The 20,479-nt window shown below is 61.0% G+C and carries 21 protein-coding genes and 1 pseudogene; 17 read left to right on the forward strand and 5 right to left on the reverse strand.

All coding sequences use genetic code 11. From position 1 onward, the window contains the following. Nucleotides 1–19 precede the first annotated feature (19 nt). Nucleotides 20–2,206, forward strand: coding sequence for a Zn(II)/Cd(II)/Pb(II) translocating P-type ATPase ZntA (gene zntA, locus V7Q49_RS14925; protein WP_333853131.1), 2,187 nt, complete (start codon nt 20–22; stop codon nt 2,204–2,206). 89 nt (nt 2,207–2,295) lie between these two features. Here the strand turns inward: zntA and V7Q49_RS14930 are convergent, their stop codons facing one another. From V7Q49_RS14930 to tusA, 4 genes are all read right to left on the reverse strand, one after another. Further along, a complete protein-coding gene (locus V7Q49_RS14930; protein ID WP_333853133.1) occupies nt 2,296–3,582 on the reverse strand; it encodes a TRAP transporter large permease in 1,287 nt (428 codons plus the stop codon). Between the two features lie 10 nt (nt 3,583–3,592). Continuing rightward, nucleotides 3,593–4,102 carry a TRAP transporter small permease gene (locus V7Q49_RS14935; protein ID WP_333853135.1) on the reverse strand — a complete coding sequence of 170 codons (510 nt, stop codon included), beginning with the start codon at nt 4,100–4,102 and terminating at the stop codon, nt 3,593–3,595. A gap of 19 nt (nt 4,103–4,121) precedes the next feature. Beyond that, nucleotides 4,122–5,093, reverse strand: coding sequence for a TRAP transporter substrate-binding protein (locus V7Q49_RS14940; protein ID WP_333853137.1), 972 nt, complete (start codon nt 5,091–5,093; stop codon nt 4,122–4,124). Between the two features lie 225 nt (nt 5,094–5,318). Next, the gene (tusA, locus tag V7Q49_RS14945) at nt 5,319–5,561 is read right to left on the reverse strand and encodes a sulfurtransferase TusA (RefSeq protein ID WP_333853139.1); all 243 of its coding nucleotides are present in this window, start codon (nt 5,559–5,561) and stop codon (nt 5,319–5,321) included. A gap of 170 nt (nt 5,562–5,731) precedes the next feature. Here tusA and V7Q49_RS14950 point away from each other — a divergent pair, with 170 nt between their 5' ends. Both V7Q49_RS14950 and V7Q49_RS14955 read left to right on the forward strand, forming a co-directional pair. After that, entirely contained in the window at nt 5,732–6,397 is a 666-nt protein-coding gene (locus tag V7Q49_RS14950) for a 7-cyano-7-deazaguanine/7-aminomethyl-7-deazaguanine transporter (protein WP_333853141.1), read from the forward strand. Between the two features lie 72 nt (nt 6,398–6,469). Further along, nucleotides 6,470–7,027: a DcrB family lipoprotein gene (locus V7Q49_RS14955; RefSeq protein ID WP_333853142.1), complete on the forward strand. Its 558-nt coding sequence runs from the start codon at nt 6,470–6,472 to the stop codon at nt 7,025–7,027. A gap of 4 nt (nt 7,028–7,031) precedes the next feature. Here V7Q49_RS14955 and V7Q49_RS14960 read toward each other — a convergent pair. Next, nucleotides 7,032–8,280 (reverse strand): annotated as a pseudogene (locus V7Q49_RS14960) (MFS transporter). A gap of 99 nt (nt 8,281–8,379) precedes the next feature. Between V7Q49_RS14960 and V7Q49_RS14965 the strand changes: the two are divergent. Genes V7Q49_RS14965 through V7Q49_RS15030 form a run of 14 tightly spaced genes read left to right on the forward strand, consistent with a single transcriptional unit; the run spans nt 8,380 to nt 20,478 of the window. After that, nucleotides 8,380–9,453, forward strand: coding sequence for an AI-2E family transporter (locus V7Q49_RS14965; protein WP_333853144.1), 1,074 nt, complete (start codon nt 8,380–8,382; stop codon nt 9,451–9,453). A 3-nt stretch (nt 9,454–9,456) separates the two neighbouring features. Beyond that, nucleotides 9,457–10,530, forward strand: a complete 1,074-nt coding sequence (locus V7Q49_RS14970; RefSeq protein ID WP_333853146.1) for a class I SAM-dependent methyltransferase — start codon at nt 9,457–9,459, stop codon at nt 10,528–10,530. Nucleotides 10,531–10,577: 47 nt separating this feature from the next. Continuing rightward, complete coding sequence (locus V7Q49_RS14975) at nt 10,578–11,300, forward strand: beta-ketoacyl synthase chain length factor (RefSeq protein ID WP_333853147.1); 723 nt, start codon at nt 10,578–10,580, stop codon at nt 11,298–11,300. Continuing rightward, complete coding sequence (locus V7Q49_RS14980; RefSeq protein ID WP_333853148.1) at nt 11,297–12,112, forward strand: lysophospholipid acyltransferase family protein; 816 nt, start codon at nt 11,297–11,299, stop codon at nt 12,110–12,112. Before V7Q49_RS14975 ends, V7Q49_RS14980 begins: the two co-directional genes overlap by 4 nt. Continuing rightward, nucleotides 12,093–12,350 carry a phosphopantetheine-binding protein gene (locus V7Q49_RS14985; protein WP_333853149.1) on the forward strand — a complete coding sequence of 86 codons (258 nt, stop codon included), beginning with the start codon at nt 12,093–12,095 and terminating at the stop codon, nt 12,348–12,350. The genes V7Q49_RS14980 and V7Q49_RS14985 overlap by 20 nt, the downstream gene beginning before the upstream one ends. Before the next feature lie 13 nt (nt 12,351–12,363). After that, nucleotides 12,364–12,618: an acyl carrier protein gene (locus V7Q49_RS14990; protein WP_333853151.1), complete on the forward strand. Its 255-nt coding sequence runs from the start codon at nt 12,364–12,366 to the stop codon at nt 12,616–12,618. Nucleotides 12,619–12,624: 6 nt separating this feature from the next. Next, nucleotides 12,625–13,203: a hypothetical protein gene (locus tag V7Q49_RS14995; protein ID WP_333853153.1), complete on the forward strand. Its 579-nt coding sequence runs from the start codon at nt 12,625–12,627 to the stop codon at nt 13,201–13,203. After that, nucleotides 13,196–14,557: an AMP-dependent synthetase gene (locus V7Q49_RS15000; RefSeq protein WP_333853154.1), complete on the forward strand. Its 1,362-nt coding sequence runs from the start codon at nt 13,196–13,198 to the stop codon at nt 14,555–14,557. Before V7Q49_RS14995 ends, V7Q49_RS15000 begins: the two co-directional genes overlap by 8 nt. Next, complete coding sequence (locus V7Q49_RS15005) at nt 14,544–14,897, forward strand: ApeI family dehydratase (protein ID WP_333853156.1); 354 nt, start codon at nt 14,544–14,546, stop codon at nt 14,895–14,897. Before V7Q49_RS15000 ends, V7Q49_RS15005 begins: the two co-directional genes overlap by 14 nt. Beyond that, nucleotides 14,888–16,579 (forward strand): glycosyltransferase family 2 protein, encoded by a 1,692-nt coding sequence (locus tag V7Q49_RS15010; RefSeq protein ID WP_333853158.1) that lies wholly within the window; start codon nt 14,888–14,890, stop codon nt 16,577–16,579. The genes V7Q49_RS15005 and V7Q49_RS15010 overlap by 10 nt, the downstream gene beginning before the upstream one ends. Before the next feature lie 3 nt (nt 16,580–16,582). Continuing rightward, nucleotides 16,583–17,005 carry an acyl-CoA thioesterase gene (locus tag V7Q49_RS15015; protein ID WP_333853161.1) on the forward strand — a complete coding sequence of 141 codons (423 nt, stop codon included), beginning with the start codon at nt 16,583–16,585 and terminating at the stop codon, nt 17,003–17,005. Continuing rightward, complete coding sequence (locus tag V7Q49_RS15020; protein WP_333853163.1) at nt 17,002–17,610, forward strand: outer membrane lipoprotein carrier protein LolA; 609 nt, start codon at nt 17,002–17,004, stop codon at nt 17,608–17,610. The genes V7Q49_RS15015 and V7Q49_RS15020 overlap by 4 nt, the downstream gene beginning before the upstream one ends. Continuing rightward, complete coding sequence (locus tag V7Q49_RS15025; protein WP_333853165.1) at nt 17,579–19,897, forward strand: MMPL family transporter; 2,319 nt, start codon at nt 17,579–17,581, stop codon at nt 19,895–19,897. Before V7Q49_RS15020 ends, V7Q49_RS15025 begins: the two co-directional genes overlap by 32 nt. After that, nucleotides 19,894–20,478, forward strand: coding sequence for a DUF3261 domain-containing protein (locus V7Q49_RS15030; RefSeq protein WP_333853167.1), 585 nt, complete (start codon nt 19,894–19,896; stop codon nt 20,476–20,478). Before V7Q49_RS15025 ends, V7Q49_RS15030 begins: the two co-directional genes overlap by 4 nt. Nucleotide 20,479 lies beyond the last annotated feature (1 nt).

Here is a 20,479-nt window from a genome sequence, read left to right on the forward strand (position 1 = left end):
ATCATTGCCGGAGAGTGCCATGTCGACTCCAGAAACACCCAAAAAAGTGCCGCAATTTTCGGCGCTTAAGCTCGCCCCCCTTCCCGCCAAAGAGGCCTGCTGCGCGGCGGATCGCGGCCCGGTACAGGCCGAAGCCGTGGCTCCCGTTCAGGGCCAGCGTTACAGCTGGGTGGTCAACGGCATGGACTGTGCCGCCTGCGCCCGCAAGGTAGAAACCGCCGTCAGGCAGGTGGCGGGCGTCAATCATGTCCAGGTCCTGTTTGCCACCGAAAAACTGCTGGTCGATGCGGGCAGCAACGTCAGCGCCCAGGTCGAAGCGGCGGTGATCGGTGCGGGCTATACGCTGCGCAATGAAAATGCCCCCGCTGAAAAAGCCTCGGTGCTGCGCGACAACCTGCCGCTCATCACCCTTATTCTGCTGATGGCCATCAGCTGGATCCTTACACAGTTCAATCATCCGCTCGGCAACCTCGCCTTTATCGCCACTACCCTGGTCGGACTCTGGCCGGTGGCCCGTCAGGCGCTGCGCCTGATGAAAAGCGGCAGCTGGTTCGCCATTGAAACGCTGATGAGCGTGGCCGCCATCGGGGCGCTGTTTATCGGTGCCACGGCGGAAGCTGCGATGGTGCTGCTGCTGTTTCTGATTGGCGAGCGACTCGAAGGCTGGGCGGCCAGCCGGGCACGTAAAGGGGTCAGCGCCCTGATGGCGCTGAAGCCGGAAACCGCTACGCAGGTTATTAATGGCGAGCGCAAAACCGTGCCCATCGCCGCGCTGCGTCCGGGGGATGTGATTGAGGTTGCCGCCGGTGGGCGTCTGCCTGCCGACGGAACCCTGCTCACTGCCGCGGCCAGCTTTGACGAAAGCGCCCTGACCGGCGAATCCATCCCGGTCGAGCGCGCGGCGGGCGAAAAGATCCCGGCGGGGGCCACCAGCGTCGATCGTCTGGTGCAGCTGCGGGTCTTGTCCGAACCGGGTGACAGCGCCATCGACCGCATCCTGAAGCTGATTGAAGAGGCAGAGGAGCGCCGCGCCCCGGTGGAGCGCTTTATCGACCGCTTCAGCCGGATCTACACCCCGGTGATTATGCTGATTGCCCTGCTGGTGGCCGTGGTGCCGCCGCTGCTGTTCAGCGCCGCCTGGGAGGGCTGGATCTACAAAGGACTGACCCTGCTGCTGATTGGCTGCCCGTGCGCGCTGGTGATCTCCACCCCGGCCGCCATTACCTCGGGGCTGGCGGCGGCCGCACGTCGTGGGGCGCTGATTAAGGGCGGTGCCGCGCTGGAGCAGCTGGCGCAGGTGCAGCAGGTGGCCTTCGACAAGACCGGCACCCTGACGGTGGGTAAGCCGCAGGTGACGGGCATTTATCCGCATGAGATCCGCGAGCAGGATCTGCTGGCGCTGGCCGCCGCGGTGGAGCAAGGTTCCACCCACCCGCTGGCGCAGGCGATTGTGCGGGAAGCGCAGGCCCGCGGTCTGGTGGTTCCGGCGGCGACCGCCCAGCGCGCGCTGATAGGCTCGGGGATTGAAGCCGAGGTCGCGGGTAGCAAGGTGCTGATTTGTGCGGCGGATAAATTCCCTGCCCCGCACTTTGCGCCGCAAATCGCTACCCTGGAACAGGCCGGGCAGACGGTGGTGATAGTGGTCCAGGACGGCGTGGCAAAAGGTCTGGTCGCGCTGCGGGATACCCTGCGCGAGGACGCGAAGGAGGCCGTGCAGGCTTTGCATCAGCTCGGCGTCAACGGCGTGATCCTGACCGGCGATAACCCGCGCGCCGCCGCGGCCATTGCCGGCGAGCTGGGTCTCGATTTCCGCGCCGGACTGCTGCCTGCCGATAAAGTGCAGGCGGTGACGACCCTGAATGCAGAAATGCCGCTGGCGATGGTCGGGGACGGGATTAACGACGCCCCGGCGATGAAGGCGGCCACGCTTGGCATTGCGATGGGCAGCGGCACCGACGTGGCGCTGGAGACCGCCGACGCGGCGCTGACCCACAACCGCCTGACCGGGCTAGCGCAGATGATCAGTCTGGCCCGCGCCACCCGCGCCAATATCCGGCAGAACATCGCCATAGCGCTGGGGTTGAAGGGGATTTTCCTGGTGACCACATTGCTGGGGATAACGGGATTGTGGCTGGCGGTGCTGGCGGATACCGGGGCGACGGTGCTGGTGACGGCGAACGCGTTGCGGTTATTGCGTCGAAAATAAAAGCAAAACGGCAACCAGGTTGCCGTTTTTAGTGTTTGCACCCTCTCCCTGTGGGAGAGGGACGGGGTGAGGGCATCAGGCCGCACACATCACTGCATCCCCAACATCCGCGGCAGCCACAGCGATATCGCCGGGATGTAGGTCACCATCCCCAACACCACCAGCAGCATGCCGTAGAACGGCAGCATCGCCCGGACCACGGTCTCGATCTTCTGCTTACTCACCGCACTGGCGACAAACAGCACTGACCCCACCGGCGGTGTAATCAGCCCGATCCCGAGGTTCACCATCATGATCATCCCGAAATGCACCGGATCGATGCCCAGCGAGTTGGTCACCGGCAGCAGTACCGGCGTCAGGATCAGGATGATCGGCGCCATATCCATCAGGGTGCCAATCAGCAGCAGCATGACGTTGAGGTACATCAGGATCACGTACTTATTGTCCGAGAGCGAGGTGAAGAACTCGGTGATCCGCATCGGCAGCTGCATGTAGGTCATCACCGCGCCAAATGCCGCCGCAAAACCAATCAGGATCATCACGATCGTTACCGTTTTCACCGTGCGGCACATCAGCTTCGGCAGTTCGCTCCACTTGTAGTCACGATAGATAAACATGGTGACAAAGAACGCCCACAGGCAGGCGACCGCCGCGGATTCCGTCGCGGTAAAGATCCCCGACAAAATGCCGCCGAGAATAATCACCACCGTCATCAGCCCCCACAGGGCATCGAAGAAAATCTTCAGCGCCTGCTTAAAGGGGATCCGCTCGCCTTTCGGGTAGCCGCGCTTGTGGGCAAAGCCCAGGCACAGGATCATCAGACACAGCCCCAGCAGCAGCCCCGGCAGTACCCCGGCGATAAACAGCGTCGCAATCGACACCGTCCCGCCTGCCGCCAGGGAGTAGATCACCGAGTTGTGGCTGGGCGGGATCAGAATCGCCTGCACCGAGCCGCTGGCGGTCACCGCCGCCGCGTATTCGCGCGGATAGCCCTTCTTTTCCATCTCCGGGATCATCACGCTGCCGATGGAGGCGGTATCCGCCACCGACGAGCCGGAAATCGCGCCGAAGAAGGTCGAGGCGACGATATTCACCAGCGACAGCCCGCCGCGAATAAAGCCGACAAAGATATAAGCGAAGTTCACCAGCCGGCGGGCAATGCCCCCTTCCGCCATGATCGCCCCGGCGAGGATAAAGAACGGGATCGCCAGCAGGGTAAATTTATTCACCCCGCTGGTGATCTGGATCATCAGCGCTTCCAGCGGCAGATCGATCCACAGCGCCCCGGCCACCGCGCTTAAGCCCACGGCAAAGGCCACCGGCATCCCCAGCGCCAGCAAAATGGCGAGGGTGAAGAGCAAAACAAATGCATCCATGATCCACCCCTTAACTGTGGTTGCCGATCAGCACGACCGGACGGTTTTCCTGGGTGCCAAACAGCAGGCGCTCAAGGACAAACAAAATGAGGATCGCTGAACCGATGGGCAGCGGCAGATAGCTCTCGCCGGAGGTCAGCACCGGGAACTCCGCCACCGGCTGTTCCCACAGTTCGATGCAGAGCAGATAGCTGTACCAGAAGATGATCAGTGATATCAGCAGCATCAGCACATCCACCACCCGGGTGCAGAACATTTTTAACGCCGCGGGCAGGCGGTCGGTGAGCATGTTCACCGCGATATGCGATCCGGCGCGGTAGCCCACCGCAGCGCCGATAAAGGTAAAGGTCACCATGCAGATGATGGCGATCGGCTCCGGCCAGGACTCGCCACGATTGAGGACATAGCGGGAAAAAATCCCTATCGGGATCACGATGGTCATCACCAGCAACGAAACGCCCGCCACGGCCATGGCGAGCAGGTACAGGCGATCCATCCACTTCAGATAGTGTTCGGACATACGTCCTCCACGCAGAGGGTTACTGGACGTCAGCGATCGCTTTCATCAGATCCTGATGCTGTTCGCCATACTGGGCGCGCACCGGCTCCGTCGCTTTGATAAACACCGACTTGTCGATGTCATGGAACTGCACGCCGCCGGCTTTCATTTTTTCCAGCGCCTGGGTGTTGTAGGCTTCCCACAGCTTGCGCTGCTCAAACTGGGCTTCGCGGGCGAGGGTCTTAATCTTTTCCTGCTCGTCGGCGCTCAGCTTGTCCCATTTCACTTTGGAGTAGAGCAGCATTTCCGGGGTGATAAAGTGGCCGCTGAGGGTGTAGTTTTTTGCCACCGGCATGTAGTTGTGAGCAACAAAGGTTGGCGGGTTGTTTTCCGCACCGTCAATCACCCCGGTCTGCATCCCGCTGTAGACTTCGCTGACCCCCATCGCCACCGAGTTGGCCCCCATGTCTTTCAGGGTGGCAAGCGCCACCGGGCTGCCCTGAACGCGGATCTTCATCCCTTTCAGATCTTCCGGTTTCACCACCGGGTTCTTGGTGATCAGGTTACGGGTGCCAGAGTCCATCCAGCCGAGAAACACCAGCCGGGATTTCGGGTTGGCGGTCAGCTTCTCACCGATCTGCTTGCCGATATCGCCGTCGATCACTTTGTGCATATGGTCTTCATCGCGGAAGACGTAGGGCAGCGTAAAGACTTCGATATCCGGCAGGATCGCAGCCACAGGCGCCATGGAGACGCGAATGATATCGATGGCCCCCAGCTGGGCCTGCTCAATCATCTGCTTTTCATCCCCCAGCACGCCGCCGGGGAAGACTTTCATCTCCAGCTTGCCGTCGGTTTGTTGTTTGAGTTTTTCACCCATATGCTGCACCGCCACCACGTTCGGGTAGCCTTCGGGATGCACATCGGCAGCTTTAATGGTTTGAGCAGAAACAGAGGCAGCGACAGCAGACAGACACAGCGCGGCCAGCAACGGCTTGAGGGTCGTTTTCATCGAGTCAACTCCAGGGTAGTGAGGGTAAGTATCGAAACGTCGTTTTAGTTATACGTTTAATAACTAGACTACAGCCTGGAAAGCGAGGGTGAAGCACTTCACAAAAAGCGCCAAAAAATGAAATGGTGGTTTAGATTTGTGGCGGCGGTCATGCCGGGTTTGCGCCCTCTCCCCGTGGGAGAGGGTTGGGGTGAGGGCATCAGGCCGCATACCCCATACAAGGCATTACCCTTTGCGAATCAGATACCGATACGGCAGCGCCCCGGTCTCCTGCGCCAGCAGCTCATGTTCCATAAAGGTACAGAAGCCCGGAATATCGCGGGTGGTGGCCGGATCGTCGGCAATAATTAACAGCGTTTCGCCGGATTGCATCGTGCGCACGGTTTTGCGCACCATCATGACGGGTTCCGGGCAGCGCAGGCCCTGGGCGTCAAGGGTGTGGTCCGGATGGGTAAACAGATCGGTCATCGTGGTCTCGTCCAGATAAAAACGGCAGTAGTTTACGCCGCGAGCCGGGCAAAGCAAACCAGGTTAACGATTGCGTGAAAATTAGCCATTGCAAAGTGCCGTCAAAGCAGTATCATGCGGCGGCTTTATTGGGTTCCCTCACCCCAAATACTAATCAAAAAGGTCACAATATGACGCAGTTCTCTCAATCGCAGCGCGTAAAAGCGTTGTTCTGGCTTTCGCTTTTTCATCTGCTGGTGATCACCTCCAGTAACTACCTGGTGCAGCTGCCGATCTCCATTTTTGGTTTTCATACCACCTGGGGCGCGTTCAGTTTCCCGTTTATCTTCCTTGCGACCGATCTCACCGTCCGCATCTTTGGCGCCCCGCTGGCGCGACGCATTATCTTTGCCGTCATGCTCCCGGCGCTGTTCGTTTCGTACGTGATTTCGTCCCTGTTCTATATGGGCAGCTGGCAGGGCTTTGAGGCGCTGACGCACTTCAACCTGTTCGTCGCCCGTATCGCCGCCGCCAGCTTTATGGCCTATGCGCTGGGGCAGATCCTCGACGTGCATGTGTTTAACCGCCTGCGGCAGAACCATCGCTGGTGGCTGGCTCCGACCGCCTCGACGCTGTTTGGCAACGTCAGCGACACCCTGGCCTTTTTCTTTATTGCCTTCTGGCGCAGCCCGGATGCGTTCATGGCGCAACACTGGATGGAAATTGCGCTCGTGGATTACGCCTTCAAGGTGCTTATCAGCCTGGTCTTCTTCCTGCCGATGTACGGCGTGCTGCTGAATATGTTGCTGAAAAGATTCGCGGATAAATCTGAAATCTCGGCATTGCAGGCTGGTTAAGGGTTCCCCTGAACAGTTGTGATAAGATGGATTGATGCGCCGTTATGGCCGTTTATCGAAAGGAAGAATGTAATGCGCAATCTGGTTAAATATGTCGGGATCGGCCTGCTGGTGATGGGGCTGGCAGCCTGTGATAACAGCGACACCAAAACGCCTGCTCAGGCTGCGTCTGCGGAAAGCAACGCCACGGGTCAGCCGGTCAGCCTGATGGATGGCAAACTCAGCTTCTCTCTGCCGGCGGATATGACCGATCAGAGCGGCAAGCTGGGCACCCAGGCCAACAACATGCACGTCTATTCCGATGCCACCGGGCAAAAAGCGGTGATTGTGATCGTCGGTGATGACACTAATGAAGACCTGGGCGTGCTGGCGAAACGTCTGGAAGATCAGCAGCGCAGCCGCGACCCGCAGCTGCAGGTCGTAACCAACAAAGCCATCGAGCTGAAAGGCCAAAAGCTGCAACAGCTGGATAGCATTATCTCCGCTAAAGGCCAGACCGCTTACTCCTCCGTCGTGCTGGGTAAAGTGGACAACAAACTCCTGACCCTGCAGATCACGCTGCCTGCTGACGATCAGCAGAAAGCGCAAACTGCCGCAGAGAACATCATCAATACCCTCGTGATTCAGTAATTCATCACGATGAAGTGGCCTCCGCTGGAGGCCATTTTTTTAGCCGCCACGTCAGCAGTAACGCCACCGCCACCAGCCCCGCCGCCGCCAGATAGATAACCGGCACCCCGGCCCACGCCATCACCAGCCCGGCCAGCGGCCCGGTGATCCCCAACGACATATCCATAAACACCGTGTAGGTCGCCAGCGCCGCGCCCTGGTTCTGCTGCGGCACCGCTTTGACCGCCACCACCCCCAGCGCCGGGAACACCAGCGAGAAGCCCGCCCCCGCGAGGAAGACCCCAATCCGCGCCATCCACGGCGCATCGGCGATGCCGGTCAGCAGCAGGCCGACAATCTCAACGCTAAAGCAGATGATGGCCACGTTCAGCCCGCCCAGCCGGTTGATGCCGTTCGGGAACAGCAGCCGCGTCCCGACGAAGGCGCAGCTGAACAGGGTCAAGGCAAAGGCCGCCCCGTCCCAGCCTTTATCGGCATAGAACAGGGTGATAAAGGTGGCGATCACTCCAAAGCCTGCCGAGCCGAGGGCCAGCGCCATGCCGTAGGGCCAGACGCGCCCCAGCACCGCGCGAAACGGCATCGGCTTGCCTTTGCTGGCTTTGACTTTCGGTCGCGGCAGGGCAAACAGAATCGCCAGCAGCGCCACCACCATAATGGTGAGCGCCAGCCCGCTCAGGCCGGTATAGCGATAGCAGAGCACCCCGAGCGGGGCCCCCATCGCCATCGCACCGTAGGTGACAATCCCGTTCCAGGAGATCACCCGCCCGATATGCGATGCCCCTACCACCCCGACGCCCCACAGCGTGGAGCCGGTTCCGGCGAGGCTCTGCCCGACCCCGAGGATCACTCGACCAAGACAAAGTAGTATCAGGCTCACCATCGGCCAGGCGCTGGTGACGCTGGCGAGGAAGTAGCTCACCCCGCTCAGGAAGCAGCCGCATAGCCCCAGCACCACAATGCTTTTCGGGCCAAACAGGTCGGCATAGCGCCCGGCATAAGGGCGGCTTAACAGCGTGGCGAAGTATTGCAGGCTGATGACCAGACCGGCCCAGAAGGCGCTAAAGCCCATGATGTCATGGACATAGCCCGGCAGCACGGCCAGCGGCAAGCCGATGGTCAGGTAGCTGGCAAAGTTGAAAATAACGACGGAAACAATACGCAGGTTGAGGCGTAATCCACTCAGTGCCGGTTCGGCGGCGGGTTCGGGCATCAGGTTCACCAGAATTTTTACAACAGTGTTTCACTATTACCATGACAGGGGCTGAAATGCAGCAGCGACTTTAAGATTAACGGCCTCCGCCGAAGCGCTGCGCGCGCACTACACTTATGAGCATCTTATAAGAGGAAACACTATGTTAACCACGCCACCCGGTAAGCCGGGTCTTACACAGCCTGATAAATCCGGTCTTCACATTCTGCTCAAACTGGCCTGCCTGGTGGTGATCCTCGCCGGCATCCACGCCGCCGCGGATATTCTCGTGCAGCTGCTGCTGGCGCTCTTTTTCGCTATCGTTCTCAACCCCCTCGTCACCTGGTTTTTGCGCCGCGGGGTTAGCCGCCCGGTGGCCATCACCATTGTGGTGGTGGTGATGCTGATTGGCCTGACGGCGCTGTTTGGCGTGCTGGCGGCCTCGCTCAATGAATTTGCTGCCCTGCTGCCGAAATACAATAAAGAGCTGACGCGCAAACTGGTCGATCTGCAGGAGATGTTCCCGTTTCTCAACCTGCATATCTCCCCGGAGCGGATGCTGAAACGGATGGACTCGGAAAAGGTAATGACCTTTGCCACCGCGCTGATGACCCAGCTCTCAGGGGCGATGGCAAGCGTTCTGCTGCTGGTGATGACCGTGGTCTTTATGCTGTTTGAAGTGCGCCACGTGCCGTACAAAATGCGTTTTGCCCTGAATAACCCGCAGATCCACATCGCCGGTCTGCACCGGGCACTTAAGGGCGTTTCTCACTATCTGGCGCTGAAAACGCTGTTAAGCCTCTGGACGGGCGCAATTGTCTGGCTGGGGCTGACGCTGCTGGGCGTGCAGTTCGCGCTGATGTGGGGCGTGCTGGCCTTCCTGCTCAACTATGTGCCCAATATTGGCGCGGTGATTTCCGCCGTCCCGCCGATGATTCAGGCGTTTCTGTTTAATGGCCTCTATGAGTGCGCCATGGTGGGGGCGCTGTTCCTGGTCGTTCATATGGTGCTGGGCAATATCGTTGAGCCCCGGATGATGGGTCACCGGCTGGGGATGTCCACCATGGTGGTGTTCCTGTCGTTACTGATCTGGGGCTGGTTACTCGGCCCGGTGGGGATGTTGTTGTCGGTACCGCTGACCAGCGTCTGTAAGATCTGGATGGAGACCACCCAGGGGGGCAGCAAGCTGGCGATCCTTCTCGGCCCAGGCCGACCGAAAAGCCGCTTACCGGGATAACACATGTACGAAAAGGACAACCTCAGCGCGCTGGAGGCCATCACTGAAGCGCAGCGTATCGCTTTTGCCCCGATGCTGTTTCAGACCGCGCTCTGTCTGCGCAACACCGGGGTGCTCGCCTGGCTGGACAAACAGGGACAGCGCGGCGCATCTCTTGACGAGATCGTGGCCAACAGCACCCTCAGCGAGTATGGCGTTGGCGTATTGCTGGATATGGGATTAAGCGGGCGGATCGTCACCCACAGCGAGGGGCGATATTATCTGGCCAAAATTGGTCATTATCTGCTGCATGACCCCATGACCCGCGTCAATATGGACTTCACCCAGGATGTTTGCTACCAGGGGCTGTTTCATCTTGCCGATGCATTGAAAGCGGAAAAACCGGCCGGCCTCGCCGTCTTTGGCGAGTGGCCGACCATTTATCCGGCCCTCTCCGCTCTGCCCGAGCAGGCGCAGCGGAGCTGGTTTGCTTTCGATCACTTCTATTCCGATGGCGCATTCGAGGCCGCGCTACCCCTTATATTCGCAAGCAGGCCGACAAAATTGTACGATGTCGGCGGAAATACGGGTAAATGGGCGCTACGCTGCTGTCGTTACGATGAAAATATCACCGTGACGCTGCTCGATCTGCCGCAGCAAATTGCACTGGCCCGGGAAAATATCGCAAAAGCAGGATTATCTCATCGTATTGAGCTCTGCCCTGTCGATATGCTTAGCGACGCTGCTCTGCCGGATGACGCGGATATCTGGTGGATGAGCCAGTTTCTGGACTGCTTCTCCCCCGATCAGATTGTTGCCCTGCTGAGCAAGGTGGCAAAGGTAATGAAGCCGGGTGCCCGCCTGTGCATTCTGGAACTGTTCTGGGATGCGCAACGATTCGAAGCGGCTTCCTTCAGCCTGAACGCCACCTCGCTCTATTTCACCTGTATGGCGAACGGCAACAGCCGTTTTTACAGCGTAGAGAAATTTTATCACTACCTGGAGAAAGCAGGATTCCGGGTAGAACAACGGCAGGACAATCTCGGGGTAGGCCACACCTTATTGATTTGTCAGAAAATAAACAATAACGCGACCTGATTTTCGGCTGCGTTGCTGGATAACGGGTTTATCGCGGACGCGCGCAGATGAAATTTGCACTTAACATTCTCGACTGGCAAGCCAGAGCGCCAGGCCTTAGTGATGCCAGCCACTGGCAGGCATGGTCACAGGGTTTGCATGCCATCGATCCTGCTGCGCCGCAGGTAACTCTGTCCGATCTGCCGATGATGACCGCCCGCCGCCTCAGCTCCGGCAGTAAACTGGCGGTGGATTGCGGCCTGGCGATGGTGCGAAAACATGCCGTCGATGCCGTGGTTTATACCAGCCGTCACGGCGAGCTGGAGCGTAACTATCGCCTCCTGCATGCGCTGGCGACCGGGCAGGATGTTTCCCCCACCGATTTTGCCATGTCGGTCCACAACTCGGCGGTGGGCAATCTGACTATCGCCGCGCGTCAGCCGATTGTCTCGTCATCCCTTTCCGCCGGGATGGATACTTTTCAGCAGGGATTGTGCGAAGTGCTGAGCCTGCTGCATGCCGGGTATCAACGGGTATTAATGGTCGATTTCGACGGCACCCTGCCCGACTTTTACCGCTCCGCACTTCCGGCCCAGATGCCCACCTGGCCCTATGCCCTGGCGCTGGTCATCGAAGCCGGTGACGCCCTGCGCTGCGAAACGCAATCCGCCTGCTGTGTTGAAGAGCTTTCCCTGCCGCAGAGCCTGCTGTTCCTGCGCCACTACCTGCGCGACGATCGGCAGTTTGACGTCCCCGGCGAGCGCCTGCTGTGGCGGTGGACACGGGCATGATACGTATCAGGGCGGCCCTCAGCCGCGGCTGGCGGCTGGTGATGACCGGCCTGTGCTTCGTGCTGTTTGGCGCGGGCGGGCTGCTGCTGTCGCTGGTGTGGTTCAATCTGTTGAACCTGGTCCAGCGCGATCGCGCCCGTCGTCGTCGTCTCGCCCGCCGCAGCATCGCCGCCAGCTTCCGGGCCTTTTTAACCGTCACCCGCACTCTCGGGGTGCTGGATTATCGCTTCGACCATCTCGAGGTGCTGCGCCAGGAGCGCGGCTGTCTGGTGGTGGCGAACCATCCGACGCTGATCGACTACGTGCTGATCGCCTCGGTGATGCCGGAAACCGACTGTCTGGTGAAAAGCGCTCTGCTGCGTAACCCCTTTCTCTGCGGGGCGATCCGGGCGGCGGATTATCTGATCAACAGCGAAGCCGACACCCTGTTAAGCGCCTGCCAACAGCGCCTGGCCCAGGGCGACACTCTGCTGATTTTTCCGGAAGGCACGCGCACGCAGGTGGGTAAAGCCATTACGCTGCAACGCGGCGCGGCCAACATTGCCGTGCGTTGCGGCAGCGATCTGCGGGTGGTGCTCATCCACTGCAGCGAGCATCTACTCGATAAACACAGCCGGTGGTATGACATACCGCCAAATAAGCCCTTTTTCACGGTCGATGTCCGTGAGCGGGTGAATATTGATGATTTTTACGATGCGGCAGTCCACGAGCCGGCTCTGGCGGCAAGGCAACTCAACCGGCACCTGCAGCATCGATTAACATCCGGTCTTCAATCTTTGTCAGGAATTAATGATGCAAGCGCTCTACCTTGAAATTAAAAATCTTATAATTACGACTCTCAATCTGGACGAATTGACCGCAGAGGATATCGATACGGATGCCGCACTGTTTGGCGATGGGTTGGGGCTCGACTCGATCGATGCCCTTGAGCTGGGACTGGCGATAAAAAACCAGTACGGCGTGGTGTTATCTGCCGAAAGCGAAGAGATGCGTCAGCATTTCTACTCCGTCGCCACCCTGGCTTCCTTCATCACCGCCCAACGCGCCTGAGACCGAATTTAAAATGACGACAGAACACACATCCGTTTATCAGGAAGTCACCACTCTCCTCATCACCCTGTTTGAGGTTGCACCGGACGCCATCACCCCCGAGGCACGCCTGTACGACGATCTCGACCTCGACAGCATCGACGCCGTCGACATGGTTGTTCACCTGCAGAAGAGAACCGGCGCCCGCATTAAACCGGAAACCTTCAAGTCGGTACGTACCGTGCAGGACGTCGTGGATGCGGTAGAAAAACTTCTGCGCGAAGCCTAAGACACCATGCGTGGCGGACGAGCCTTCCAGGCGATCCCCCTGTTGACGGGACTGATGCTGGTCGCATGGCCTTTTCTGATTGGCTACGGGCTGTCGCATAACAGCCTGCGCTGGCTGCTGCCGCTGATGGCAGCCCTGCTGCTGTTGCGTTTTCGTCAGGCGCGGCTTAACGCCGGACCGATGCGCTATGTCACGCAGAGCGTGGCCCTGGCGGGCATCGCCCTGTGCGCGGCAAGCATTCTGCTGAAAGCGCATCACTGGCTGCTGCTCTATCCGGTTGTCGTTAACCTGGCGATGCTGGCCGTGTTTGGCGGCTCGCTGTGGACAGCGATGCCGCTGGTCGAACGGCTGGCGCGGCTGCGGGAACCGAATCTCCCCCCTTCCGGCGTGCGCTATACCCGCGTCGTCACCCGGGTGTGGTGCGGCTTTTTCATCTTCAACGGGAGTATGGCGCTGTTCACCGTGTTGCGGGGTGATATGCACCTCTGGACGCTGTGGAACGGCATGATCGCCTACATCCTGATGGGAACGTTAATGGCAGGCGAGTGGCTGGTACGGCAGCGGATGATTAAAAAAGATGCATAAGCCCCTGCCTTTGAGCCAGTGGTTGAACGCCCCGCGCCCGGACGACACCCCTGTCGCCTGGTCTGGCGAGCGCGGCTGGTCGCTCGGGGAGTTACGCCACGACGTCAGCGCCCTGACGGCCTGTTTACAGCAGCAGGAAGGCGATCGCTGGGCGCTCTGTTTTGACAACAGCTATCTGTTTATCGTCGCCCTGCTGGCCACGCTGCATGCGGGCAAAACCCCGGTGCTGCCCGGACACAGCCGCGAATCGCAGCTGGAAGAGCAGCAGGGGCTGTTCAGCGGCGTGCTGAGCGACAGGACGCTGAGCTTCCGCGGTCGGCTGATGGTGGTCAGCTCTGCCCGCCACAGTACCGCCACCTTCACGCCGCTGCCTGCTATTGATGACGCTCGCGTTATCGAGCTGTTCACCTCCGGCTCGACCGGGCGGCCGGAACGGATCGTCAAGACCGTCGCCCAGCTCGACCAGGAGGCCCGCCTGCTGGCGGCCCGCTTTGGCGCGCGGCTGAACGGCTGTCGCGTCGTCTCCTCGGTGGTGCCACAGCACCTGTACGGCCTGACGTTTCGCATTGTGCTGCCGATGTCGCTGGGGCTGCCGCTGCACGCGACGATGCTCGCCTATGCCGAGCAGCTGGCGGCACTGGATTACACCAGGCGCTACCTGTTTATCAGCAGCCCGGCGTTTCTGAAGCGGCTGGATACCCGGCTCGCTCCGCCGCCCGTTGCCGTGCTGATCTCGGCCGGAGGCGTACTGACGTGGGAATCGGCCTGCGACACCCAGCGCTGGCTGGGGATCTGGCCGGATGAAATTTACGGCAGTAGCGAAACCGGCGTCCTCGCCTGGCGCTACCGTCAGGCCGACCCGAGCCTCTGGCAACCCTTCCCCGGCGTGACCTTTAGCCGCGATAATGACGCCCTGCGCGTCACTTCGCCGCTGATCCTTGATGCGGACGGCGTGCTGCTCGATGATATTCTCCACGTTGAGGAGAACGGCCAGTTCAGCCTTCTTGGCCGCCGGGGGCGGGTGGTGAAAATCGAAGAGAAACGCATCTCCCTGACCGAGGTTGAACAGCGTCTGCTGACGCTGGACGGCATCTGCGAAGCGGCGGCGCTGCCGATCACGCGCGGTGAACGGCAGGGCGTTGGCGCGCTGCTGGTGCTGAGTGACGCCGGGCGTCAACAGCTGCGCCAGCGCGGCAGTAAAGCGCAGATCCTCGCCTGGCGACGCGCCCTGCGGCCCTGGCTCGAGCCGGTCGCCATCCCCCGCTACTGGCGCATTGTTGATGAAATGCCGGTAAACAGTATGAACAAGCGTGTCTATGCGCAGTTACAGGAGTTATTTCATGAAAATCCATGAAATCGAGCGCCATCAGGCACAACCGCAGCATCTTGAGATCGTCCTGTACCTCGATCCGACGCTGTTCTGGTTCCAGGGCCATTTTGCCGTGCAGCCGCTGCTGCCGGGCGTCGCCCAGGTTGACTGGGTGATGCACTACGCCACCACGCTGCTGGTGCCAACGTACCGTTTTCACAGTATTCAGAACGTTAAATTCCAGGCGCCGCTGCTCCCTGGCGCTACCGTGACGCTGGTCCTCGACTGGAACGCGGAGCGCGAAATGCTCACCTTTAGCTATCAGCGCCACGACGGCGAACAGCGCCATACGGCCAGCAGCGGGAAGATTCGCTTATGCCGTTAACCTTCCGTCCCTGCATCCTGATCCCCTGCTACAACCACGGGGCGATGATGGCGAGCGTCCTCAGCCGCCTGGCGCCGTTTCAGCTACCGGTGATTGTGGTCGACGATGGTAGCGACGCCCGCACCCGTCAGGAGCTGGATCGCCTGGCGGCCGACAATGCGCAGGTGACGCTGGTGCGGCTGACGCACAACGGCGGTAAAGGGGCGGCGGTGATCCGCGGGCTGAAGGTCTGCGCCGGGGCCGGTTTTACCCATGCGGTACAGGTGGATGCCGACGGCCAGCATGCCGTTGAGGACATCCCCCAGCTGCTGGCGCTGGCGGCGCGCCACCCGCAGGCGCTGATCTCCGGCCAGCCGGTCTTTGATGACTCCATCCCCCGCTCACGCCTGTATGGCCGCTGGATCACCCACGTCTGGGTGTGGATCGAAACCCTGTCATTGCAGCTCAAGGACAGCATGTGCGGCTTTCGGGTCTATCCGGTGGCCCCGACGCTACAGGTGATTAACAGCGTACCCATCGGCAAGCGGATGGATTTCGATACCGAAGTGATGGTGCGCCTCTACTGGCAGGGCAATACCAGCTATTTCCTGCCTACCCGGGTGACCTATCCTCAGGATGGCATCTCCCATTTCGATGCCCTGAACGACAACCTGCGCATCTCCTGGATGCATACCCGGCTGTTCTTCGGCATGCTGCCGCGCATCCCTTCCCTGCTCTTTCGCCGCCGCAGCCTGCACTGGGCGCAGCAGCAGGAGGTAAAAGGCCTGTTCGGTATGCGCCTGATGCTGCGGGTCTGGCAGCTGCTGGGCCGCCGGGCGTTTACCCTCCTGCTGTGGCCGGTGATTGGCGTTTACTGGCTGACGGCCCGCCCGGCACGCCAGGCATCGCAACAGTGGCTTGCCCGGGTGCGCGAGACGCTGGCGCAGCGCCAGCAGCCCAAGCCCGCGCGTCTGAACAGCTTTTTCCACTTCCTGCGTTTCGGCAATGCGATGCTGGATAAGGTCGCCAGCTGGCGGGGCGAGCTTAAGCTGGGCCGGGACGTGGTGTTTGCCCCCGGCGCACGGGAAAAGCTCGATCTCAGGGTGCCTGAGGGCAAGCTGCTGCTGGCTTCCCATCTCGGCGATGTCGAGGCCTGCCGCGCGCTGGCGCAGCTCGACGGCAGCAAGACCATCAATGCCCTGGTCTTCAGCGATAACGCCCAGCGTTTCAGGCAGATTATGCAGGAGATGGCCCCTCAGGCCGGGCTGAACCTGATCCCGGTGACCCATATTGGCCCGCAGACCGCCATCCTGCTGAAAGAGAAGATCGATCGCGGGGAATGGGTGGCGATCGTCGGGGATCGGATCGCCGTCGATCCGCAGCGCGGCGGCAGCTGGCGCGTGGTGTGGAGCGATTTTATGGGCCAGCCTGCCCCCTTCCCCGAGGGGCCCTTTATTCTCGCCTCGCTGATGCGCTGCCCGGTGATGCTGATCTTCGCCCTGCGCCAGCAGCAGAAGCTGCATATCCACTGCGAAGACTTTGCCGATCCGCTGCTGTTACCGCGCAGCGAGCGCCAGCAGGCGTTGCAGCAGGCCGTCGACCGTTATGCCCAACGGCTGGAGCACTTTGCGCTACTGGCCCCGCTCGACTGGTTTAATTTTTTCGATTTCTGGCGTCTGCCGGATGCTAAAGAGAAGGAGTAAAGGGTGCTGACCGATCCCCGCTTTACGACCGAAGTAGAGCTGACCGTGCCGTTTCACGACGTCGATATGATGGGCGTGGTCTGGCACGGTAACTATTTCCGTTATTTTGAGATTGCCCGCGAGGCGCTGCTCAACCAGTTCGATTATGGCTATCGCCAGATGAAAGCGTCCGGCTATCTCTGGCCAGTCGTTGATACCCGGGTGAAATACCGCGATGTCCTCACCTTCGAGCAACGGATCCGCGTCCGGGCCCACATCGAAGAGTTTGAGAACCGTCTGCGCATCGCCTATCAGATTTTTGACGCCGCCAGCGGCAAACGGACCACCACCGGCTACACCATTCAGGTGGCGGTGGAAGAGAAGAGCCGCGAGCTCTGTTTTGTCAGCCCGGCGGTGCTATTTGAGCGGATGGGAGTCACGCCATGAAGGGATTATCGCTGTTTGTCCTGCTGCTGGTCAGCCCGTGGGTCAGCGCCGTGACGCTGGACGAATTACAGCAGCGCTTTACCGAACAGCCGGTGGTCCGCGCCCACTTTGAGCAGACCCGCACTATCAAAGATCTGCCCCAGCCGCTGCGATCCAACGGCGAGATGCTGATCGCCCGCGACAGCGGTCTGCTGTGGGATCAAAAAGCTCCCTTCCCGATGACGCTGCTGATGGACGACACACGGATGGTGCAGGTCATTAACGGCCAGCCGCCGCAGACCATCACCGCTGACAACAACCCGCAGATGTTCCAGTTCAACCACCTGCTGCGCGCCCTGTTCCAGGCGGATCGCAAGGTGCTGGAGGAGAACTTCCGCATCGACTTTAAAGACCTCGGCAATGGCCGCTGGTCGCTGGTGCTGACCCCTACCACCACCCCGCTGGACAAGATTTTCGCCTCGATGGATCTGGGTGGCGCAACGTATCTGGAGTCCATCGTGCTGAACGACAAGCAGGGCGACCGCACCGCTATCACCCTCTCCCGCCACCAGCTCACGCCCGCCAGCCTGACCGATGCCGAACGTCAACGTTTTGCCGCACCGTAATTCCCGACGTCCGGCGCTGGTGTGGGCGGCGGTGTGCCTGGCGCTGCTGGGCATACTGCTGACGCTGTTGCCAGGGGCGCGGCTGAACAGCAGCGTGCTGGCGATGCTGCCCAAACAGAGCCTCGGGGCGATCCCTCCGGCCCTGAACGACGGCTTTATTGCGCGCCTCGATCGCCAGCTGGTATGGCTGGTCAGCCCTGGTAAACATCCCGATCCGCAGGTGGCGCAGCAGTGGCTGAGCCTGTTGCAGGGATCGGGGTCTCTGCACGAGGTAAAAGGGCCAATGGACGCCGCCGGGCAGAAAGCCTGGGGCGAATTTTTCTGGCAGCACCGCAACGGCCTGATCGACCCCGCCACCCGCGCGCGCCTGCAAAACGGCGGCGAAGCGCAGGCCCAGTGGATTTTATCCCAGCTTTACTCGGCGTTCTCCGGGGTCAGCGGCAAAGAGCTGCAAAACGATCCGCTGATGCTGATGCGCGGCTCACAGCTGGCGCTGGCGCAAAACAGCCAGAAGCTGCGGCTGATGGACGGCTGGCTGGTGACGAAAGATGAGGCGGGTAATTACTGGTATCTGCTGCACGGCGAGCTGGCCGGTTCGTCATTCGATATGCAGCAAACCCACCGGCTTGTCACGACGCTGCACGGGCTGGAAGGCCAACTCAAAACCCGGTATCCGCAGGCGCAGCTGCTGTCGCGCGGGACGGTGTTTTACAGCGACTACGCCAGCCAGCAGGCCAAACGGGATATTTCGACCCTCGGCGTCGCCACCGTACTGGGGGTGATCCTGCTGATTGTGGCGGTGTTCCGCTCCCTGCGCCCGCTGCTCCTGTGCCTGCTCTCCATCGCCACGGGCGCGCTGGCGGGCACGGTGGCGACCCTGCTGCTGTTTGGCGAACTGCATCTGATGACGCTGGTGATGAGCATGAGCATCATCGGCATCTCGGCGGATTACACGCTCTATTACCTGACCGAGCGGATGGTTCACGGCGGGCAGGCCTCGCCGTGGCAAAGCCTGGCAAAAGTGCGTAAAGCGCTGCTGCTGGCGCTGCTTACCACCGTGGCGGCCTATTTCATCATGATGCTCGCCCCCTTCCCGGGCATCCGCCAGATGGCGGTGTTTGCCGCTGCGGGGCTGGGCGCTTCGTGCCTGACGGTGATCTTCTGGCATCCGTGGCTGTGCCGCGGCTTACCGGTGCGTCCGGTTCCGATGCAGATCCCCATGCGGCGCTGGCTGGCGGCATGGCGCGACAGGCGCGTGTCGGTTGGCCTGCCGGTGGCGCTGGCCCTGGTCGCCCTGGCGGGGATGGCCACGCTGCGGGTGGATGACGATATCGCCCAGCTGCAGGCCCTGCCGCAGGATATTCTGGCCCAGGAGAAAGCCATTACCGCCCTGACCGGGCAGGGTGTCGATCAGAAATGGTTCGTGGTGCATGGCGCGTCGGCCCAGCAGACGCTGGAGCGGCTGGAGGCCTTTACCCCGGCGCTGGCCAGGGCGCAGCAGGCGGGCGATCTGGCGTCCTGGCGCACCCTGCCGCTGAACTCGCTGGCGCGACAGGAGAGCGATCTGGCCCTGCTGCGTCAGGCAGCGCCAGCGGTGAGCCGGGTGCTACAACATGCCGGGCTGACGAGCGTGTCGCCGGATCTGCATGCCATGCCGGTTCAGGTTGAAGCCTGGCTTGCCAGCCCGGCCAGTGAAGGCTGGCGTCTGCTGTGGCTCACCCTGCCCGACGGCGAAAGCGGCGTGCTGGTCCCGGTGAATGGCGTGAAAAACAGCCCGGCGCTGCGCGAGCTGGCAGATAAGCAGCCGGGCGTGGTGTGGGTGGATCGCAAAGCCAGCTTCGACAGCCTGTTTGCCCTCTACCGCAGCGTGCTGACCGGCCTGCTGGCGGTCGCCCTGGCGACCATCGCCTGCGGTGCCATGCTGCGCCTCGGCTGGCGCAAGGGGCTAATCACCCTGGTGCCCTCGCTGGTGTCGCTGGGCTGCGGGCTCGCCGCGCTAGCGGTCACGGATCATCCGGTTAACCTGTTTTCGCTGCTGGCGCTGGTGCTGGTTCTCGGCATCGGGATCAACTACACGCTATTCTTCAACAACCCGCGCGGCACGCCGTTGACCTCCCTGCTGGCCATTACCCTGGCGATGATAACCACCCTGTTAACCCTCGGCATGCTGGTCTTCAGCGCCACCCAGGCCATCAGCAGCTTCGGCATTGTGCTGGTCAGCGGTATTTTTACTGCCTTCCTGCTGGCACCGCTGGCGATGCCAGACAAAAAAGAGAGAGAACGATGAAGTCCCCTTTTTACCGCGCCGTGGCGCTGATCGGCGCGCTGCTGCTGGCCGGTTGCAGCCACACGGCCCAGAACAATAACGATGCGCGCCCGCAGGCGTGGCTCCAGCCGGGCACCCGAGTGACGCTGCCGCCGCCGGGCATTACCCCGGCGCTGAGCTCCCAGCAGTTACTGACCGCCAGCGTTAACGGCAAGACCCAGTCGCTGCTGGTGATGCTGAACGCCGATGCGCAGAAGGTGACCCTCGCCGGGCTGTCATCGGTGGGGATCCGGCTGTTCCTCGCCACCTATAATGAAACGGGTATCCATACTGAACAGTCGATTGTTGCGCCAGAGCTGCCTCCGGCCAGCCAGGTGCTGGCGGACGTGATGCTCAGCCACTGGCCAATCGACGCCTGGCTGCCGCAGCTGCCGAAGGGCTGGACGCTGAAGGATAAAGGCGACCGCCGCGAGCTGCGCAATGCCGCCGGCAAGCGGGTAACGGAGATTATCTACCTGCAGCGCAAGGGCAAGCGCGTGCCGATCAGCATCGAGCAGTACGTGTTCCACTACCACATCACCATTCAATATCTGGATGACTGAG

The organism is Leclercia sp. (assembly GCF_036780805.1).
GTDB lineage: Bacteria > Pseudomonadota > Gammaproteobacteria > Enterobacterales > Enterobacteriaceae > Enterobacter.

Coding starts and splice junctions, on each gene's coding strand:
- V7Q49_RS14940 (WP_333853137.1), bottom strand. CDS start 5,093: ATGAAAACGACCCTCAAGCCGTTGCTGGCCGCGCTGTGTCTGTCTGCT.
- V7Q49_RS15010 (WP_333853158.1), top strand. CDS start 14,888: ATGCCGTTAACCTTCCGTCCCTGCATCCTGATCCCCTGCTACAACCAC.
- V7Q49_RS14995 (WP_333853153.1), top strand. CDS start 12,625: ATGCGTGGCGGACGAGCCTTCCAGGCGATCCCCCTGTTGACGGGACTG.
- V7Q49_RS14935 (WP_333853135.1), bottom strand. CDS start 4,102: ATGTCCGAACACTATCTGAAGTGGATGGATCGCCTGTACCTGCTCGCC.
- V7Q49_RS15030 (WP_333853167.1), top strand. CDS start 19,894: ATGAAGTCCCCTTTTTACCGCGCCGTGGCGCTGATCGGCGCGCTGCTG.
- V7Q49_RS15025 (WP_333853165.1), top strand. CDS start 17,579: ATGCCGAACGTCAACGTTTTGCCGCACCGTAATTCCCGACGTCCGGCG.
- zntA (WP_333853131.1), top strand. CDS start 20: ATGTCGACTCCAGAAACACCCAAAAAAGTGCCGCAATTTTCGGCGCTT.
- V7Q49_RS15005 (WP_333853156.1), top strand. CDS start 14,544: ATGAAAATCCATGAAATCGAGCGCCATCAGGCACAACCGCAGCATCTT.
- tusA (WP_333853139.1), bottom strand. CDS start 5,561: ATGACCGATCTGTTTACCCATCCGGACCACACCCTTGACGCCCAGGGC.
- V7Q49_RS14965 (WP_333853144.1), top strand. CDS start 8,380: ATGTTAACCACGCCACCCGGTAAGCCGGGTCTTACACAGCCTGATAAA.
- V7Q49_RS15000 (WP_333853154.1), top strand. CDS start 13,196: ATGCATAAGCCCCTGCCTTTGAGCCAGTGGTTGAACGCCCCGCGCCCG.
- V7Q49_RS14950 (WP_333853141.1), top strand. CDS start 5,732: ATGACGCAGTTCTCTCAATCGCAGCGCGTAAAAGCGTTGTTCTGGCTT.
- V7Q49_RS14970 (WP_333853146.1), top strand. CDS start 9,457: ATGTACGAAAAGGACAACCTCAGCGCGCTGGAGGCCATCACTGAAGCG.
- V7Q49_RS15020 (WP_333853163.1), top strand. CDS start 17,002: ATGAAGGGATTATCGCTGTTTGTCCTGCTGCTGGTCAGCCCGTGGGTC.
- V7Q49_RS14980 (WP_333853148.1), top strand. CDS start 11,297: ATGATACGTATCAGGGCGGCCCTCAGCCGCGGCTGGCGGCTGGTGATG.
- V7Q49_RS14930 (WP_333853133.1), bottom strand. CDS start 3,582: ATGGATGCATTTGTTTTGCTCTTCACCCTCGCCATTTTGCTGGCGCTG.
- V7Q49_RS14975 (WP_333853147.1), top strand. CDS start 10,578: ATGAAATTTGCACTTAACATTCTCGACTGGCAAGCCAGAGCGCCAGGC.
- V7Q49_RS14955 (WP_333853142.1), top strand. CDS start 6,470: ATGCGCAATCTGGTTAAATATGTCGGGATCGGCCTGCTGGTGATGGGG.
- V7Q49_RS14985 (WP_333853149.1), top strand. CDS start 12,093: ATGCAAGCGCTCTACCTTGAAATTAAAAATCTTATAATTACGACTCTC.
- V7Q49_RS14990 (WP_333853151.1), top strand. CDS start 12,364: ATGACGACAGAACACACATCCGTTTATCAGGAAGTCACCACTCTCCTC.